At 55.4% G+C, this 16,771-nt stretch carries 10 protein-coding genes and 1 pseudogene; 6 read left to right on the top strand and 5 right to left on the bottom strand.

Going from position 1 to position 16,771, the window contains the following annotated elements:
• Positions 1-286: 286 nt before the first annotated feature.
• On the top strand, positions 287-2,050 hold the full coding sequence (locus AC2FNV_RS21445; RefSeq protein WP_170611225.1) for an adenylate/guanylate cyclase domain-containing protein: 1,764 nt from the start codon (positions 287-289) through the stop codon (positions 2,048-2,050).
• Positions 2,051-2,053: 3 nt separating this feature from the next.
• Here AC2FNV_RS21445 and AC2FNV_RS21440 read toward each other — a convergent pair whose 3' ends face one another.
• The 4 genes from AC2FNV_RS21440 to AC2FNV_RS21425 all read right to left on the bottom strand — a co-directional run bounded on the left by AC2FNV_RS21440 (position 2,054) and on the right by AC2FNV_RS21425 (position 6,171).
• On the bottom strand, positions 2,054-3,307 hold the full coding sequence (locus AC2FNV_RS21440) for an NAD(P)-binding domain-containing protein (RefSeq protein WP_170611228.1): 1,254 nt from the start codon (positions 3,305-3,307) through the stop codon (positions 2,054-2,056).
• A 24-nt stretch (positions 3,308-3,331) separates the two neighbouring features.
• Entirely contained in the window at positions 3,332-3,892 is a 561-nt protein-coding gene (locus tag AC2FNV_RS21435) for an OsmC family protein (RefSeq protein WP_170611231.1), read from the bottom strand.
• 447 nt (positions 3,893-4,339) lie between these two features.
• On the bottom strand, positions 4,340-5,506 hold the full coding sequence (locus tag AC2FNV_RS21430) for an MFS transporter (RefSeq protein WP_170611234.1): 1,167 nt from the start codon (positions 5,504-5,506) through the stop codon (positions 4,340-4,342).
• A gap of 287 nt (positions 5,507-5,793) precedes the next feature.
• On the bottom strand, positions 5,794-6,171 hold the full coding sequence (locus tag AC2FNV_RS21425) for a cupin domain-containing protein (RefSeq protein WP_170611236.1): 378 nt from the start codon (positions 6,169-6,171) through the stop codon (positions 5,794-5,796).
• Between the two features lie 425 nt (positions 6,172-6,596).
• Here AC2FNV_RS21425 and AC2FNV_RS21420 point away from each other — a divergent pair, with 425 nt between their 5' ends.
• Positions 6,597-8,057 (top strand): adenylate/guanylate cyclase domain-containing protein, encoded by a 1,461-nt coding sequence (locus AC2FNV_RS21420; protein WP_170611239.1) that lies wholly within the window; start codon positions 6,597-6,599, stop codon positions 8,055-8,057.
• A gap of 563 nt (positions 8,058-8,620) precedes the next feature.
• On the opposite strand, the gene AC2FNV_RS21415 is transcribed toward AC2FNV_RS21420, so the two are convergent.
• Positions 8,621-11,968: an AAA family ATPase gene (locus AC2FNV_RS21415; RefSeq protein ID WP_170611164.1), complete on the bottom strand. Its 3,348-nt coding sequence runs from the start codon at positions 11,966-11,968 to the stop codon at positions 8,621-8,623.
• A gap of 450 nt (positions 11,969-12,418) precedes the next feature.
• Here AC2FNV_RS21415 and AC2FNV_RS21410 point away from each other — a divergent pair, with 450 nt between their 5' ends.
• From AC2FNV_RS21410 to AC2FNV_RS21395, 4 genes and pseudogenes are all read left to right on the top strand, one after another.
• On the top strand, positions 12,419-13,750 hold the full coding sequence (locus tag AC2FNV_RS21410; RefSeq protein ID WP_170611162.1) for a mechanosensitive ion channel family protein: 1,332 nt from the start codon (positions 12,419-12,421) through the stop codon (positions 13,748-13,750).
• A 735-nt stretch (positions 13,751-14,485) separates the two neighbouring features.
• A complete protein-coding gene (locus AC2FNV_RS21405; protein WP_496774450.1) occupies positions 14,486-14,671 on the top strand; it encodes a hypothetical protein in 186 nt (61 codons plus the stop codon).
• Between the two features lie 102 nt (positions 14,672-14,773).
• Positions 14,774-16,252, top strand: coding sequence for a peroxidase family protein (locus AC2FNV_RS21400; RefSeq protein WP_496774448.1), 1,479 nt, complete (start codon positions 14,774-14,776; stop codon positions 16,250-16,252).
• 212 nt (positions 16,253-16,464) lie between these two features.
• Positions 16,465-16,771, top strand: a pseudogene (locus AC2FNV_RS21395) (IS30 family transposase); the annotation flags it as partial.

Genomic DNA, 16,771 nt, shown 5'->3' with positions numbered 1-16,771 from the left:
GGCCAGCGGTCAGACGCACCGCGCAAACAGGCCGGACACAAGACCGCTTCTGACCACACACCCCTCACAAAAATGTCTTGCTTTGCAGGAGCCATCCACACAGGACAAAGCCGTCGTCCTATATTGAGCACAGCGGCTGTGGCTTTGGAAGTTTCCAATTGCTTTTGTAGATTCTGCGTGTGCCTAGCGAATTTCCAAAGTGAATCTTCGGACAGGCTTGGAATGATTGGTTGGCATCCAGTCGATCCCCATATTATTGTGGTACGATCAGCTATGGGGCGGTTGAATGTCTCAGGGACGGGTTCGAAGAAGGCTATCGGCGATTCTTTCGGTCGACGTAGTCGGTTACGGCCGACTGATGGCGGCGGATGAAGTTGGAACACATGCCGCCCTTCTGGACTGCCAGAAGTCCATCCTGGACCCCTCGGTGTCAGGCCACGGTGGGCGCGTTGTCAAGCTGATGGGAGATGGAGCGCTCGTCGAGTTCCAAAGCGTCGTCGATGCCGTTGAGTGCGGAATTGATATCCAGGCGGGATTTTCAAGACGCAATGTCGATCTGCCCCAGGCCAAGGCCATCTTGGTTCGCATCGGCATCAATCTGGGCGACATCATCATCGATCGCGGCGACATCTTCGGCGACGGTGTCAATATCGCGGCCCGGCTTGAGGCAATCGCAGATCCGGGCGGCATCTGCATCGCCGGTTCGGTCTACGAACAGGTCAAGAGCAAAGTCGATGTCAAATTCGAAGACCTCGGCGAACAGACTGTCAAAAACATCGCCGAGCCGGTCCGGGTCTATCAGGTGAAGCAAGCCGGAAGCGTCACGATACCGTTTGCGACTGCGGCGTCGGCCGTGACGGTCCGACCGTCGATCGCAATCTTGCCATTAGACAATCTGTCGGGCGATTCCGATCAGCGATACTTTTGCGATGGTGTGAGCGAGGATCTGACGACCGGGCTGTCACGTTTTGACTGGTTGTTTGTGGCTGCGCGCAATGCCGCCTTCCGATATCAGGGCCAGCCCGTTGACGTGAAGCGCGTCGGACGCGAGCTTGGTGTTCGCTATGTGCTCGAAGGCAGCGTTCGCTCGGCCGACAAGAGGGCACGGGTGAACGTCCAGTTGATCGAGACAGAGCGTCAGGGCCACGTCTGGGCCGACAGGCTGGATGCAGACATGGCAGATCCGTTCGAGGCTCAGGACGATGTTGTCGCGCGCATCGCGTCGACGCTCGGACCGGAAATAATGCAAGCTGAAGTGTCGAATGTCCTGCTGAAGCAAAATCAGGACCACACCGCATGGGACCGCTATCTGCTGGCGCTGCGCGGCTATTTCACAATGACCAAGCCGGCGCTTGAGGAGGCGATCACACACCTCGACAAGGCGATCGAACTGGAGCCAGATTTCGTTATGTCCCATGGACTGCTGGCGCTCTGCCATGGGCAGATGGCAACTCATGGCTGGACGCGACCGGCACGCGAGGGTTTCCGCCGGGCACTGGACCTGGCCAACAAGGCCATTCGGATGGCACCGGCAAGCCCCGAAGCGAACCAGGCGCTTGGCTGCGTTCTGATGTACACTGGCAAAGCCAAAGACGCCGTGACTTCTGCCCGGCGCGCGATCGAGCTTAATCCTTACTATGCCGAAGGTCACGCCGTGCTCGGACATTCGTTGATCATGTGCGGCGAACTCGAAGAGGGCATCAATGCTTGTCAGACGGCGCTCAAAAGCACGCCACGGGACTTCCGGGGTAGCTGGTTGCTCGATGCGATTGGTCACGGTTACTTCTTCCGTGGTGAATACGAAAAGGCCATCGATCTCTCGAACCGGGGACTGCAAAGCGACCCCGGTTTATTCGGTGCGCTGGTCACTCTGGCCTGCGCGAACGCCCGGCTCGGCCGGATGGATGAGGCGAAGCGCGCCATCGACCAACTGCTGACCGATATCCCCCGCTATTCGCTCAGCGCCGTTCGCAAGAACCCTATGTTCGTTGACCCGAAACTCGTCGACGAGTTGATTGACAGCCTTCGCCTAGCGGGTCTTCCGGAATAGCGCTCAGGCCGATTGCACGCGTCCGTCCAGCCAGTCTGCCAAATGAGCGGCCAGATCGCCCGCATCGTCCCCGGCCCCATCGATCAGCGAGGACTTACGCCGGCGCAGAAACTGCATTCCCATCAGGTACATTCCCGGCATATCAACCACGCCACCGTTGTGTCGGACCCGGCCCTTGCGGTCGAAGACAGGGACATGCAGCCAGGAATAGTCGGGGCGGTAGCCTGTCGCCCAGACGATCGAGCGGATCCCTTCAGCACACAGTTTCATGGTTAGCGGCGGACGATTTGGTACGCGGGTTGTCTCGAACCGATGCGGATCGGGTATCGTGCCGTCCAGTCCTGCTTCGGTGGCCCATTCATCGACGGTTGTGAGAAGCCGGTTCATCTTGAGATCGGCCAGCGCACAGACGTTATTGAGCGACCCGGAGAACAGCGCTGAGCCGTCGCGCAGACCTGCAAGCTTGCCAGCCAGCCTGACCCCTTCATCCGTTAGCGCATTCAGATCCAATGTGTCCCGCGTGTCTGTGCCCGTCAGTTGCAGCGAGGGTACGGTGCGCGCGCGTTCGAGATCCTCGACCTCTAAATAGGTCTCGTCCTGCAGCCCGCAGGCATCCATCCACCACAGAATATCGCGGCCACGATAGACCCGTGGCAACCGCACATGTTCGCCGGTTGATAGGATCACGGGCCGGCCGGAACGGTGAATCTCGCGGGCAAGCTGTGTGCCGGTCGCCGATCCGCCGACCACCATGACGCCCCCGTCCGGCAGGTCTGAAGGTCTGCGGTAAGTCTTGGTGTCGATCGAAAGGATATCCTTGGGAAGGTCACCTGCCAGCTTTGGTACGGCCGGAACGTTACAGGCGCCCGAAGCCAGGACAACGGCGCGACAGTGCCAGGCCCCGCGATCGGTCTCGACCCGAAAGCCGGTGTCTGCCTCTCGAACTGAAGTTACGGTCGTACCCGTCTCTACCGGGGCCGAGATTGCAGAGGCATAACCGCCAATGAAGTCGATCAACTGAGCCATGTTCATGTAACCGTCGGGATCGTCTCCGACATATGCATAACCGGGCAGCCGGCTGCACCAGTTCGGCGTCAGTAGACGAAGCGAATCCCAGCGCTCGGTGCGCCAGGAATTCGCCACTTTGCCACGTTCAAGAACAACGTGATCGATACCGCGCTCGGCGATGCATCGGCTCATGGCAAGCCCGGCATGGCCGGCGCCGATCACGACGACGGTGGTCAGGCGATCAGACATCAAACGTTTCGAAGACCCGGCCCGCTACTTCACAGTCACCGAGACATTCGTCGGATTCGTGACAATGTCGAAGACTGCCGAGCGCTTTTGCGATTGCGCCACCAGTGCCTCGATATCTTCGCGACTTGCGTCGGCATCAATCTGATAACTCACATCGATGCCGTCAAAGCCGTTTCGGATATCGGAATCGATGCCGAGAATGCCCTGCACATCCATGTCACCTTCAAGTGTCGCCTTCACCGAGCGCAGCTGGATTCCTCGGTGTTGCGCGACCGCGGCTATGCCGGCAGTCAGGCAACTGGCAAGTCCCACCAGCACGTACTCAACCGGTGTCGCTCCATGGTCCTCGGAGGCGAACAGCTCCGGATGATCGGCATTGAATGCAAACACCTTGCGGTGCCGCTGCTCTTCGCCAAGGCCGAAGAAGCTTTCGACGCTTGAGTGGCTGTGCGTGCCATTCTTCCATTCGCAGTTGGCCCGCCACTTGAACCTTGCGGCTTCCGGCGTGGCAGTCAGTGCCTCACGCGCCTCGAGAAGTGCGCCAACATTGACGCCGTTGTCCACAGTTTGCTCAGTCGGTTCCATAGAATTCCCCCGTACTTGAAACATCCACAGTCAATAACACAAAAAACATTCTTTTGCGCGCCTTGACGGTTGGATTTCCGAAGTGCGCGCGCGTTGTGCGCTCGCCGGCGCTACAACATGGCACACCAAAGCAATAAGTCCCCGGACGGCGACATGCCTGAAACTTGATGGGAAATGCTATAAATGGAGTGTAGCAAGATTCACAAATTATATTCTTGAATGACCGCTTCGGGCTCAAGGCAGTCATCTGAGTCTTTAAGTCAGATGACGGCTTAGGAACGGATAGCGGTCATTGTTGGTGGTCATTCCGAGAAATTTCGCCTGAAAGCCTGCATTGAACGGCAGTGGACGTTCTCTGAAATCTGCTGAACGGCAGAGTTGCGGACTGAGCCGCCATCTGTTTTGGATTGGGGGCGCCGGAGCCATTACTACAATAGAGCTGTGAAATTATCTCTCGTCGACAGGCAGGGTCGCCGTTCTGCGAAAACCTATGAAGGCAACAATAGCGGCAGCCATCATCACAGAGGCCATCGTAAAAGCCACATTTACATTCCCAAAGTGATCAGAAATTGCTCCGGCCATCGGTGGGGCAATCATCATCATGGCATAGTATATCGAATAAAATACTCCTGTCCCAAAGGCGCGTGCATGCTGAGGCAGGATCAAACTCGGCATTGAGACAATCGGTCCCGGACCAAATCCGACCACCAGTCCTCCGACAACAAGAACGACCGGGATGTAGGAAATTGGCACGTAAAGTAGCGCCGGATACAACACAACGCCAGTAATCAGGCTGGCCAAAATCACGGTGTCCCGCCGCCCTGTTCGGTCGGCCATCCATCCGCCTAGGGGAATGGCAATTGTACCAGCCAAAATATTGAAACTTATCGCTGAACTTGCCCCGGCTGCAGAAAAACCGCGTTCAATGAGTATGAGGGTACCGAACCCGATAATCATCCCAAAAGCAGCATTGTACAAAGCCCAAAGGGCCGCCACATACGACAATGGAACCCAAGGCAGGCTGGTCAGGCTTATTTTCCTACCGCCGCTGCTGGCGCCTTCGGGCGACCGATAGGCCAAGCTGAACAATACTAGTGCTGTGATCGTCGCAGCGGATACACCGGCCCATGCCAACTTTAGTCCACCGACCTCGGCCAGTGACGGCAATATCAACAGTGCCAAAGCAATTCCCAATGGCCACGAACTAATGAAAATAGCCATCGCAGTGGCGATGTTGTGCCGTGCGAACCAATCAATAACCATCTTGGTCATCAAAACGTTGATCACAACTCCACCGGCACCAGAGATCACACGCCCTATCATGGCCCAGGTCAACGAAGTCGAATATGCAACAATCAAACCGCCAGCCACCATCAGAACGAGGCTGAACAAAACAATTCGTCTGTCTCCAAGCCAAGTAGCGACCACACCGCCAAGGGTCGCAATGATTACACCCGGCCCGAGATAAAGGCCTATCAGCAATCCGATGTCGACAAGAGTGAAGGTCAGGCTGTCGATGATTGTCGGGGATAATGCGGCGACCGACTGAAATTGGAAAGCCATCGTTGTTCGGGCAAAGAACAAAACAAATAAAATGAGCCAGCGCATCTGCATCGCGTTTATCCCTTTGAAGTCAATCGCACTGTGTGACTAAAATGCAGTGTGCGGCCAATCCACGACCTTAGTTCCGTGGGCGGGCTTCTGGCAAGATTATTGCACCCGTCTTGAAAACCAACTTGAATGGTTGGAATCACTTATGAACTACAGTATTCAAGAACCCTCAGCTCCAGTTCGCAATTGCAGCGCAAGTCACAATGGGCTCAACTGGGACACCTGAGCGTTTCGGTCAGATGTCCGACGTGCCACCATTATCGGACGTGACGGACTTCCAAAAGCAGCATTTATTCTAGTGCAATCATAACTGCTAATGCTTCGCCATTAATCGGTCTGGCGCCGTGTCCTTTTCCGGTTGTATCCTCCATTAGAACGCGATCACCTGCTTTGAATAGCTGGGTTTCGCCACCGCTTGTCCAGCCCTCGACCTCTCCTTCGAGCAAGATGAACAACTGTCGTCGTGGCGACGGGTGAGCACCATCATTCCAATGTTCCGGAAATCGCACCCAGCGGATACTTTGCGCTTCCATTGGCTCTGACGAAACTTCTAATGGAGGCGCAGGAGGTGCATACTGCACGGACGACATAGTGGCCTCAAGTTCTTCGAAGTGGCTTTCTCCGTCATCATCAGCATAGAGGCGAAAAAACTTAACTGTGCTCGGCATGGAAATCCAATCTGGGTCTGAGATGTAATGCTTTCAGTGTCGAGAGGGATAGTGCTTTCGTCAATCCGTTCGGCGCGGCTAATCTGTCTGCTTAGGGCTCAACGCAGTCACCTGACTGATTTACTCAGATGACCGGTTAGCGGCTTTGAGCGGACGTTCAACCCAGAAAACTCGGACTTTCGACCAGGAACGACCGCTCTCACCGAAAGCGGTCGCTCTCCCAAATCTTGGCTACGACCGGCTTGCGGACGAAGCTGTCATTCGCCGAATGATTGCATCTGGGATCTGGGATCCCGCAGAAAGCAGGATCAAAAATTAACTGCTGGTTCCTTCCTAATAGATAGTCCATGGCATTTTCCAGTTTAGGCGGAACGTTGTAACCTGTGGAACAGAATCCAGGTAAAATAGGCGCAAAGACACCTACTATGGCTGAAAAAAAATTTAACGCGCAAAAGCTGAAGGCAATCTTCTCAGAGATTCAGAGGAAAGAAACTTCGTTCGCTGGTAGGTTTTATTCTAAACTATTCGAGCTCTGCCCCGAGGTTGAAGACCTGTTTAAGAGCGTCGGCATGGAAATGCAGGGTAGAATGCTTGTGCAAGCAATTGGCCTTGGAATCAAGAACATCGAGAATCCGGGTGACCTAAAGATCATCTATTCGAGCCTTGGCAAGCGGCACATAAATTATGGTGTTCGTTCGGAGTATTACCCATTCATAATCACCGCAGTCGTCGAAACATGTAAGTCTATGTTTGGGCGAAAGTTTGATGAGCAGACCGAACAGGACCTACAGAGTCTCCTCGAGATGGTCGTTTCTTTCATGCTGGAAGGGGCTAAAAAGCCCGACCCCAAAAAGGCATCCGGGCGATCATACCATGCAAGCATGAAACGCCTAGACGACCCATATCTCGCAAAATTCTTAAGAATTAATGATACCAGAAAACCAGCAACAGCTCTGCCTGAAGTCGCGGATCTTGCGAGCAAGATTCGCATAGATTACATGGGCGAAAAAGCTGTCGAAGCCAGCCCTATGCTGACGCTGCTTGAGATTTCTCAGGCCAACGGGATACCGCATATTTGTGAGTGCGGGGGGCGAGCGAGATGTTCCACGTGTCGTGTTATGATTATCGACGGCGAAGAGAATTGCTTACCCCGAAACACACTCGAAGAGAACTTCGCCAAACAAAAGGGATTTGGCCCGGAGATTCGATTGGCGTGTCAGACCCGCGCAGTAGGCGACATGACACTGAAGAGGCTCGTTAAAGACGAGGTGGACATAGAGATGGCGGTCGCGGGTACCGTTGGAGATATCGGGCAGGAAATCGAGGCGGCTGTCTTGTTCACTGATATTTGGGATTTCACTGCATTCGCGGAAACTCATTTGCCTTACGACGTGATCCACGCACTCAATCATCTGTTTCGTGAGCTGGGACAAGCTGTGGATGACAACGACGGGTTCGTTGACAAATATATCGGCGATAACTTAATGGCTATCTTCGGTCTCGGCCAAGAAGGCGCCGATCTAGCATGTCGTAATGCCGTTCAGGCCGCGTTCGATATGCTCGAAAATCTTCATACGGTGAACGCCTACCTCGCAAAGTATCTGGGTAATGAGTTCCGCCTCGGGGTTGGAGTTGCCTTTGGTCCGATGGTGACCGGAGAAGTCGGTTTTAGCCTCAAGAAGCAATTTACCGCTATAGGCGACACAGTTAACGTTGCTGCTCGCCTACAGTCGGAAACGCGAAAGCAGCAGGTTGATTTGCTTGTTTCGGACAGTGTCCTATCTCATCTGATGGCCGACTTTTACGAAGTTGGAAGTTCTTATGAGTTCGAGCTGAAAGGAAAGTCGACAAAAGTTGTTGCTCACGAAGTTCGGCCACATAGCTAGTCCTGTGCAATCAACCGTTTGTGTCGAATATATGATCGCGCACGGCCACCCGAAGAACGTGAGGGATAGATGGAACGCGACGCCTCTCGACGAGGCGCACCGGAAGAGTGGCGAGGACGTAGCGCAGTACCTCCAGGCCGAGTGCTGAACTTCATAAGTTGTTAGCCTTGTATGTGCGTGCTTCGGACACGACGAAGGGCGGCTTTCCAAATGCTAGAAGTAGTCTGGCGTACAATTCGGAGGGACCGTTTCGCGCTAGAAGTAGACATTCGCGGCACCGGACATGAATGACTGTTCTCCATATGTCCGCTGTGCAGAATGGGACTCGGTCTGCGGAACCCATCAGGGCCAGCGGTCAGACGCACCGCGCAAACAGGCCGGACACAAGACCGCTTCTGACCACACACCCCTCACAAAAATGTCTTGCTTTGCAGGAGCCATCCACACAGGACATAGCGGACAACGAATGAAATGATGATCTGAACCATCTCAAAGCATCCTCCCGGCCCCAGCATTGGATTTATACTGGATGCGCCGATGGCTATGTGGCAGATGCGACCGATTTAGGACAACTCATCCATGAGCCGCTTCGCCTCGGTGAGATCCGGGGTGTCGTGACCCTCAGTAAACCAGGTATAGATCGGCGTCAGCAATTCGCGGGCACCGTCGGTATCGCCCTCGTTTCGCATCAGGCACGCGAGCCTGACCGAGGTGCGCAACTCCCAAAGTCTGGCCTTCTGCTCCCGGGCAAGTGCAAGCGCCTGGAGATAAAAATCCCTGGCTGTAGCATCGCTACCTTGTCCTGCGCGTTCGGCATCGCCGAGCAATCGGATCATCTCGGCATTTGCCCACCGCTCCGAACCCTGCTCGGTCATGGCGATGACCTTGTCTCGCGCTACGGCCGCCTGCGCATATCGGTTCACGGCCAGCAGATTGCCGACATGATGGGAATAAAGGTAGGGCACATAGACATGTGTGTTTGATTCTTCGCATCGTGCCATGCCTTCTTCCATCAGATCGACGGCTTCTTCCGGTTGGCCCCTTGACGGTAACACAGCCGCCAGAACCAGCATGGCGATACCCTTCCACATCACCAACCCGTGTTCTTCCGTCACCTGGATCGCTCGGCGGCTGAATTCTTCGGCCGTTTCGTGTTTGCCAAGCAGCCACGCCAGCATGCCGTAGTGGGTATAGGCGTAACCGATGGTGTTTGAATGACCAAGCTGTTCAGAATGCTCCGGAACGCCGATCATCTCTTCCCATGCCCTGGTAGGGAATCCTCGACAGGCAAGACCAATCGCGCGGTAACACCGCAGACCCAGATGGGGACTCTGGCCATATTGCCGCGTCAGCTCCGGCTCGCGTTCCGGATCGTACAGTTCAAGCACCCGTTCGTAGTCTTCTTCCGCGGTGTCAAAAGCACCGGTCATCGTTCGGCTCAGGTAGAAGGAACGGGCGGACATGAACGAATGATCCTGGTTGCGGTCGCCTCTAGCCGCATCGAACATTTCCCCGGCAATTTCGAGTGCGTTCGCCTGTTGACCGCTGACATGACAGATGACCCAGTTGCCATAGTAGATAGGGAACCGGTGCGGTGACTTGCCGATGGAATTGACGAGGCGGCGTGCTTCGGCAAAACCGTCAACCGTGACGGGATGCGCGTAGCCACGCCCAGCCATGTTCGTATGGTTGAGCCGCAGCAGCAGTTCCAGTTCACGTTCCCTGTCACACTGGCCGTCCTTTGCACCGCGCACCAGGCGCAACGCGCTTTCGAAATGGCTAACGGCTTCGCGGTGTGCCGGACGCGCAAACGCCTCGTCGCCGGCCTGTGCCCAATACCGGATCGCCCTTTCCGTCTCGTCGGCCTGCTCGGCATGGTAGGCGAGGATCTCCGGCTGTGCGTCACCTTCTGCCTCAAGCGCGGTGAGCAGGTCGGCATGAATTGCCTGGCGACGTGACTTCAAAAGGCTCTCGTAGGCTGCATCACGCACCAGCGCATGCTTGAAAAGATAGTTGGCTTCAGGCGGCGTGCCACGGCGGAAGACCAGTTCTGCTTCCACCAGGCGATCCAGCGCCGATGCTAGCTCGGTGTCCGACTGAGCGGTTATGGCAGCAAGCGTTCTGTAGTCGAAGGCCCTGCCGATCACCGATGCAATCTGGGCAACTTCCTTGACCGGATGCAGACGATCAAGGCGCGCCATCAAACTGTCGTGAAGCGTCGCCGGGATGGAGAGTGCGCTCAGCGGACCTGCCAGGACAAAGGCTCCGTTTTCCTCTCGCAAGGCGCCGGACTCCAGCACCACCTTGGCTATTTCCTCAACAAACAGGGGGACGCCGTCGGTTTTGGCCGCGATTTCATCGAGCACTGGATCGGGCAGGGGCTTGCCACCACAAACACGCGCCACGATGTCGGCGACCTGGGATCGGCCCAAGCGGTTCAGCATCAGGCGGGTGACCACCGGATGGCCGCCGAACCCGTGTTCGAAGGTCGGGCGCGCGGTCATGAGAACCAGGATGCGTGAATGTGCGACCGCATTCAAAGCCAACTCAACGAGCTCCAGCGTTGTTGGGTCAATCCAGTGGGCATCTTCGATGACAAAGAAGACCGGTCGTGTCTCCGCCAGGCCCACGAGCTGATCGATCAACGCCTGGAGCAGGTGTGACCGCAACTGCTCCGGGCTGAGATCGGACACTCCGTAGCGGCTCTCCGCGTCGAGGGCCAGCAACGGTGCAATCAGCGCCGCGTGGGCGGCCGTGTTCGACGTCCCTTGTCCCAGCAGGGCTTCAAGCTTGTCCAGCCGCGCGTCGTTGTCGTCTTGCGCAGCGAACTCGGCCGACAGGCGCAACTGCTGGATCGCCGGATAGAGGGCGCTGTCGGTGTGGTAGGGCGAGCACTGGTAGCGAATCTTCGTGTGGTCATGGTCTTGCAGTTCGTCGAAAAGGGCCTGTGTTATGCGCGACTTGCCGATCCCGGCCTCGCCCGTCAGCAAGACCATTTGCCCTTCGCTTTTGCTTGCTTGGCCCCATCTTTCCATCAACAACGCCAGTTCCTGATCCCGGCCAACGATCTCTGACAGAACCGCCGAACCACGCCCTGCAAACCGGCTCTCCAGCGTCCGCTCACCGATGACCGCATAGGCGGCAACTGGAGCTGCAAGGCCCTTTACCTCCTGCTGGCCGAGGTCTTCCAGCTCAAACAGGCCGCCCAGCAACTTAGTGGTCGCTTCGGCCACCACGATCTGGTCGGGATTCGCCAGCGCCTGAAGGCGCGCTGCGAGGTTCGGTGTGTCGCCTACCACGGCCTCTTCGCGCGCCGATCCCTCGCCGACAAGATCACCAACCACCACCAATCCGGTCGCGATTCCGATCCTGGCTGACAGGGTCGATCCGTCCGGTGCGCGCAGGCACCCGATAGCCTCAAGCAGCGCAATGCTAGCCCGGACCGCTCGCTCAGCCTCGTTTTCGTGTGCTCTTGGCCATCCGAAATAGGCCAGCGCACCATCCCCCATGAATTTGGCAACGTGACCGTCAAGGCGCGCAATCTCTCCAGCAACGGCATTCTGGAAGTCCCGAATCACCACGCGCATGTCTTCTGGGTCTAGTTTTGCTGACAGGGGTGTTGAACCAACCAGGTCGGCGAACATCACGGTCAGCTGGCGTCGCTCGGCGGATTGGTCGGCTGTGGGAACCACGGGGTCGCCTTCTTCCGCGGTTGTTTCAGGGAACTGTTTTGCCAACTTGGCTGCATGCGCCAGCAGTCGGCGACGGGGCCCAAGCGGTAACCCGAGGTCCTTCAGATCTGTGTCGGTGAGATGGGGAAGATCCAGCAGGGCGACTTCGTTTTCCACCAGCAGATCGGTGTATTTTCCGAGCTCAAGCCGCTCTAGCCACCGTCTAAGGTCCTCTACCATTCGCGCCCTCCCGATGACATCCTACCAGATAACAAGTATAAGGCGAGGCTTTGCTATTTGCTGCCTGACCGTGCATTTGCCGGGTCTCACTTGGCTCGTAGCTGACAGAAATTTGAGCCAATTGCATTTCGTTGGGCAATCAATCTTTGGCGCAGTCACATTGCCATTGTGTCCGCTTCGGGCTCGGTGCGGTCGTTGGCCGACAAATCGCAAATGACCACTATGCGGACAAAGCCGTCGCTCGCGCGTCAGCTAACGGTATACTGGTCGGCGGCAGCCGAGCGTATTTTGTCTTGCCAGCAATTGGCAACAATCATAGCCGATTATTTGTAGTTAGCGGCCTCTGTCCTAACGGAAACCATCTATCAAACCGTGACCTGTGGTGGTTTCTCTTGATTTTAAAGATACAAGTACAGAGTGTGGCATAGTTGACTGCGGGACCGGAGGAAAATGGAGCAGGAACTGGGATCTGTCACCGAAACAATTGCAGCCTTTTGGGATGGTTTCGGTCTGCAGTCGCTCAGCCCCTTTTTACCTTCTCGTGTCTTCCAATATGCAATCATCGTAACCTGTGTACTTTTGGCGTGGGGATTGCGGCGTTGGCTTGGGTCCGGAATGCGCGACTGGATGCGGTCACTGGAGGGACGTCCCAAGTGGCAGTTACGGCTCCTTGTGATATTCGAGCGGCATCTGGGGCTTGTGCTCTTCGTTTTGCTGATCTGGTTGTCGGTCGCAATAATGGCCGAGGCCACGCCATTTTCGTCAAGACGTTTCATTCTTGAACTGGTCGGAACCATCTCGACGGCTTGGCTGGCTATTTCTCTCGTATCCCGGCTGATACGAAACAAGCTCTTACGCAGGATCATCAGCTGGTCGGTTACCGTTTATGCAACTCTCTATTTCTTGGGGGTGATAGAACAGGCGACCGCAATGCTCGACAGTATTGCGATAGAACTTGGCAGCTTTCGTCTGTCTTTGCTGACGACGCTGAACGCCATCGTTGCCCTAGCTTTTTTAACCGCGGGTGCTCGGCTCTTGGCACGTGTGGCTGAGCGACAAATCACATCCAACCCAGATATTTCGCCTTCGATGCAAGTCCTGTCGGTGAAATTCCTGCAGGTCGTGTTGTATGGCATAGCCATCGTCGTTGGGCTGCGATTTGTCGGCTTTGACCTGACCGCGTTTACGATTTTTTCCGGGGCCGTCGGCGTCGGGCTTGGCTTCGGGCTACAAAAAGTGGTGTCCAACCTCGTCTCCGGCGTCATAATTCTGCTCGATAAGTCCGTTAAGCCCGGCGACGTTATCACACTAGGTGAGACCTTTGGCTGGATAAACTCTCTGGGTGCCCGCTACGTTAGCGTCGTTACACGCGATGGACGGGAATACTTGATACCCAACGAAGACCTAATCACCGGCCAAGTTGTGAATTGGTCGCATTCAGACCAGCTTGTGCGTCTCGACATATATTTTGGCGTATCCTACGCAGACGATCCCCATCTGGTGCGCCGCATCGCGGTGGACGCGGCGGGTAGCGTTGCGCGCGTCCTGGCGTCACCCCAATCCGTATGCCACATTGTTAGCTTCGGAGACAGCTCAATAGACTACATTTTGCGGTTCTGGATAAGTGATCCGACCGGCGGGCTCACTAATGTCCGCGGCAATGTCTATCTCGCCCTGTGGGACGCGTTTAAGGATCACGGGATATCCATTCCCTATCCGCAGAGGGAAGTGCGCATACTAGATAAGCCCTCGGGTGAGGCGTCTCAGTCTAACGAGAGATAGGCATGCTGCCTCAGCCCCTAGTATGAAGACGCATAGTGTCCAATTAGTCGTCTGTATCGGGCTCAACGCAGTCATCTGACGTATTTTCTCAGATGACCGAGTAGCGGCTTTGAGCGGACTTTTACACCCGAAAACTCGGAGTTGCGAACAGGAACGACCGCTCTCACCAAAGCGGTCGCTCTCCCAAATCTTGGCTACGACCAGCTTGCGGACAAAACGGACCTACGAAGCTAGGTAAAATTCGGGCTGCCCAACATAGTCCAAGCTAACTAGAAACGAGTAAACCTTCGGATTGGACGAGGATTACCGCGGTGGTGATTAAACAAATGCTGTTCAGGAGAATTGTCGCTTCGGAAACGAGTTTAGCTGTCAGGCTACGCCTTACCTCCGATACTGCTACCTTCGGCAATACTGCAAAGCAGCCGGCACATTCTTGCCGCAGAATTTCCATCAACAAGCCCAAAAAGCGTCCCACGATGGCAAATTCAAGGCAGGTTCGTGATGGTCTGTTTCGAAGGTTTGAAACTTATCCGACGTTCAATTGCGTGAGCATACTCGGGAGCTCAGAAAACTAAGCCTACCCCGTCCCTATAGGAGAAAGGAAAAGATAGACACAGCTTTCCGCCCTCAAATCGAAATCGGCCATAGGCGTTGTTTTAGCACCTGTTTTTCCAACGAGCATTAGAACTCGAGAAGCTGTTCCCTAACGCACAGAATGGGACTACACGCTTCCAGTTGGACAACAAAGCAGATAACGCGCTGCGGCCAGATTGCTCAATATCAGAGGCGACTAACTACGGTGGTGTCACAGTCATTGAACTGGATATCGAAGAGGCGACGCTGAACGCGCACTCCTTGGCGGCCATTTTCATCTTCTCGATTCTCTATTCGGAAACTGAGAAGGCACCGGTTGATTTCTAGAACCTGATCCAAAGCCAGATCTTGCCCAGATAGTCTGAGAGCGAGAAGCAACGTTTTTTTTAACGAGTGGCATTGAAACAACTTTGAAATCGGAGAGTTTACATGTCCAAAGCAATAAATCTAAATCCCCATCACGGGGGCGCAGGGCGCCACCCAACTAGAGACTTCCTTGATACGCTGAGCGGTCACGACGATCCAGGCAAGTTCGGAAGAATGTTCCCGACCCTGCCGCCGTTGACAGTGAGTGAGGATGCGTTAACCGCCTTGGCGACGGCCATGCTGGATAACGAAGACGTAACGGGCGACAATACAAACATTCCGGCAGGATTCACCTACCTTGGCCAATTCATCGATCACGATATCACGCTGGACCTGACCTCGTTGGGCGAGAAGATGCGCGATCCAACGGGCATCCAGAATTTCAGGAGCCCAAGTCTGGACCTCGACAGCCTCTATGGCAGAGGGCCTGATGGAAGCCCGCACATGTACGCGCGCAATACCAACGGCAAATTCCTGATCGGGCGAAATGTGTCCGTCGATTTTGGTGGTGTCGTTGGAGACTTCCGAAACGATTTGCCCCGGAGCCCAGAGGGCCACGCATTAATCGGTGACCACAGGAACGACGAGAATTTGTTGGTGGCGCAGACTCACCTCGCGTTCCTTAAGTTTCACAACGCTGTAATAGACTTGCTGGCAGACCAAGGGGTTGATGATTCAGCACTGTTCGCAGAGGCTAGGAAACAAGTTACCTGGCACTACCAATGGATCGTCCTTCACGATTTCCTCGGCCGACTGACTATGCCAGGCATGGTCGACAAAATCCTCCACGAAGGCCGCAAATTCTATCGGTTCAAGAAGTTCCCCTACATGCCTGTCGAATTCTCGGGTGCAGCTTACCGATTGGGTCATAGTCAGGTACGTCAGCGCTACAATCACAATCGGATTTTCTCCGATATCGGATTTGACCTGCTCTTCGGTTTCACTGGCCTTTCTGGTCAAATCATTGGTGATTTGGCGCCCGAGCCGCCAACAGGGCCGTTGCCAATATCGCGCTTGCCGAGCAACTGGATCATCGACTGGCGACAATTCCACGAGGTCGACGCTGGAGTGACACCCCAATCCACACGGAAACTCGACGCTTTTCTATCATCTGAACTGCATTCCCTGCCAAACGGAGCGAACCTCGCCTTCCTCAACTTGCGGCGAGGTGTGCAACTCGGTCTACCATCAGGTCAGTCGGTCGCGGAAGCGATGGGTATTTCGGATCCGATCACAGCCGCCGAACTTGCAAGCGGACCTGACGGTGCCATCCTTTCAAGCCACGGTATGCATACTCAAACGCCCCTATGGTATTACGTGCTAAAAGAAGCACAGATAAAGGAAGGTGGCGACCGCCTTGGACCGGTGGGCTCAACTATTGTTGCGGAAGTGCTCGTCGGTCTCGTTCATGGCGATCATCAGTCTTACTTATGGCAGCAGGGCCCCGGCTGGAAACCAACTCTGCCGTCACAAACGCCAGGAGACTTTACGATGGCAGACATGCTGCGGTTCGTAGACGACATCAATCCAATAGGAGACTAATTGACGCGACGAGTTATGCGCCGCGTGTCATGGTGGCGGTAGGCTTTCTTGGCATAGCGGCCACAGAACAGTGCGATTCAAACCCGGCGAAGCTAACTTCGCCGGGGACCAAGAACCCTAATGGCCGCCAGCTCCAGAAATCCACAAAGTAGAGATATTGTTTAAAACTCTGAAGGCGGAAAAGCGCTTCGAAAATCCGGATTCCTACCGCACAAATCCAGCATCTTCCAAGAGAGCTTCGAGAGACGCTGACATGGGACCACGGCAAAGAACTGGCCGATCACAAGAGCCTGACCTTGGCGACCGATCTCGACATCTACTTCTGCGATCCCCACAGCCCCTTGCAACGCGGCACCAACGAGAACACTGACCGCCTCCTGCGCCAGTACTTCCCGAAAGGTACTGACCTCTCCGTGCACACCCATGAGCATCTCGATGGCGTCGCCCGCGAACTCAACGAGCGGCCAAGAAAGACCTTGAATTACTTCTCACCCGCAGAGAAGTTCGAAGAGTGTGTTG

It is taken from the genome of Ruegeria sp. BHSA163, assembly GCF_059613365.1.
Note: the sequence above shows the minus strand (reverse complement) of the source record. Positions and strands in the feature narration are given on the sequence as shown.

Bases quoted from the DNA above. Each gene is read 5' to 3' on its own strand.
- AC2FNV_RS21445 (WP_170611225.1), top strand. From the start codon at position 287: ATGTCTCAGGGACGGGTTCGAAGAAGGCTATCGGCGATTCTTTCGGTC.
- AC2FNV_RS21400 (WP_496774448.1), top strand. From the start codon at position 14,774: ATGTCCAAAGCAATAAATCTAAATCCCCATCACGGGGGCGCAGGGCGC.
- AC2FNV_RS21420 (WP_170611239.1), top strand. From the start codon at position 6,597: ATGGCTGAAAAAAAATTTAACGCGCAAAAGCTGAAGGCAATCTTCTCA.
- AC2FNV_RS21435 (WP_170611231.1), bottom strand. From the start codon at position 3,892: ATGGAACCGACTGAGCAAACTGTGGACAACGGCGTCAATGTTGGCGCA.
- AC2FNV_RS21430 (WP_170611234.1), bottom strand. From the start codon at position 5,506: ATGCAGATGCGCTGGCTCATTTTATTTGTTTTGTTCTTTGCCCGAACA.
- AC2FNV_RS21410 (WP_170611162.1), top strand. From the start codon at position 12,419: ATGGAGCAGGAACTGGGATCTGTCACCGAAACAATTGCAGCCTTTTGG.
- AC2FNV_RS21440 (WP_170611228.1), bottom strand. From the start codon at position 3,307: ATGTCTGATCGCCTGACCACCGTCGTCGTGATCGGCGCCGGCCATGCC.
- AC2FNV_RS21415 (WP_170611164.1), bottom strand. From the start codon at position 11,968: ATGGTAGAGGACCTTAGACGGTGGCTAGAGCGGCTTGAGCTCGGAAAA.
- AC2FNV_RS21425 (WP_170611236.1), bottom strand. From the start codon at position 6,171: ATGCCGAGCACAGTTAAGTTTTTTCGCCTCTATGCTGATGATGACGGA.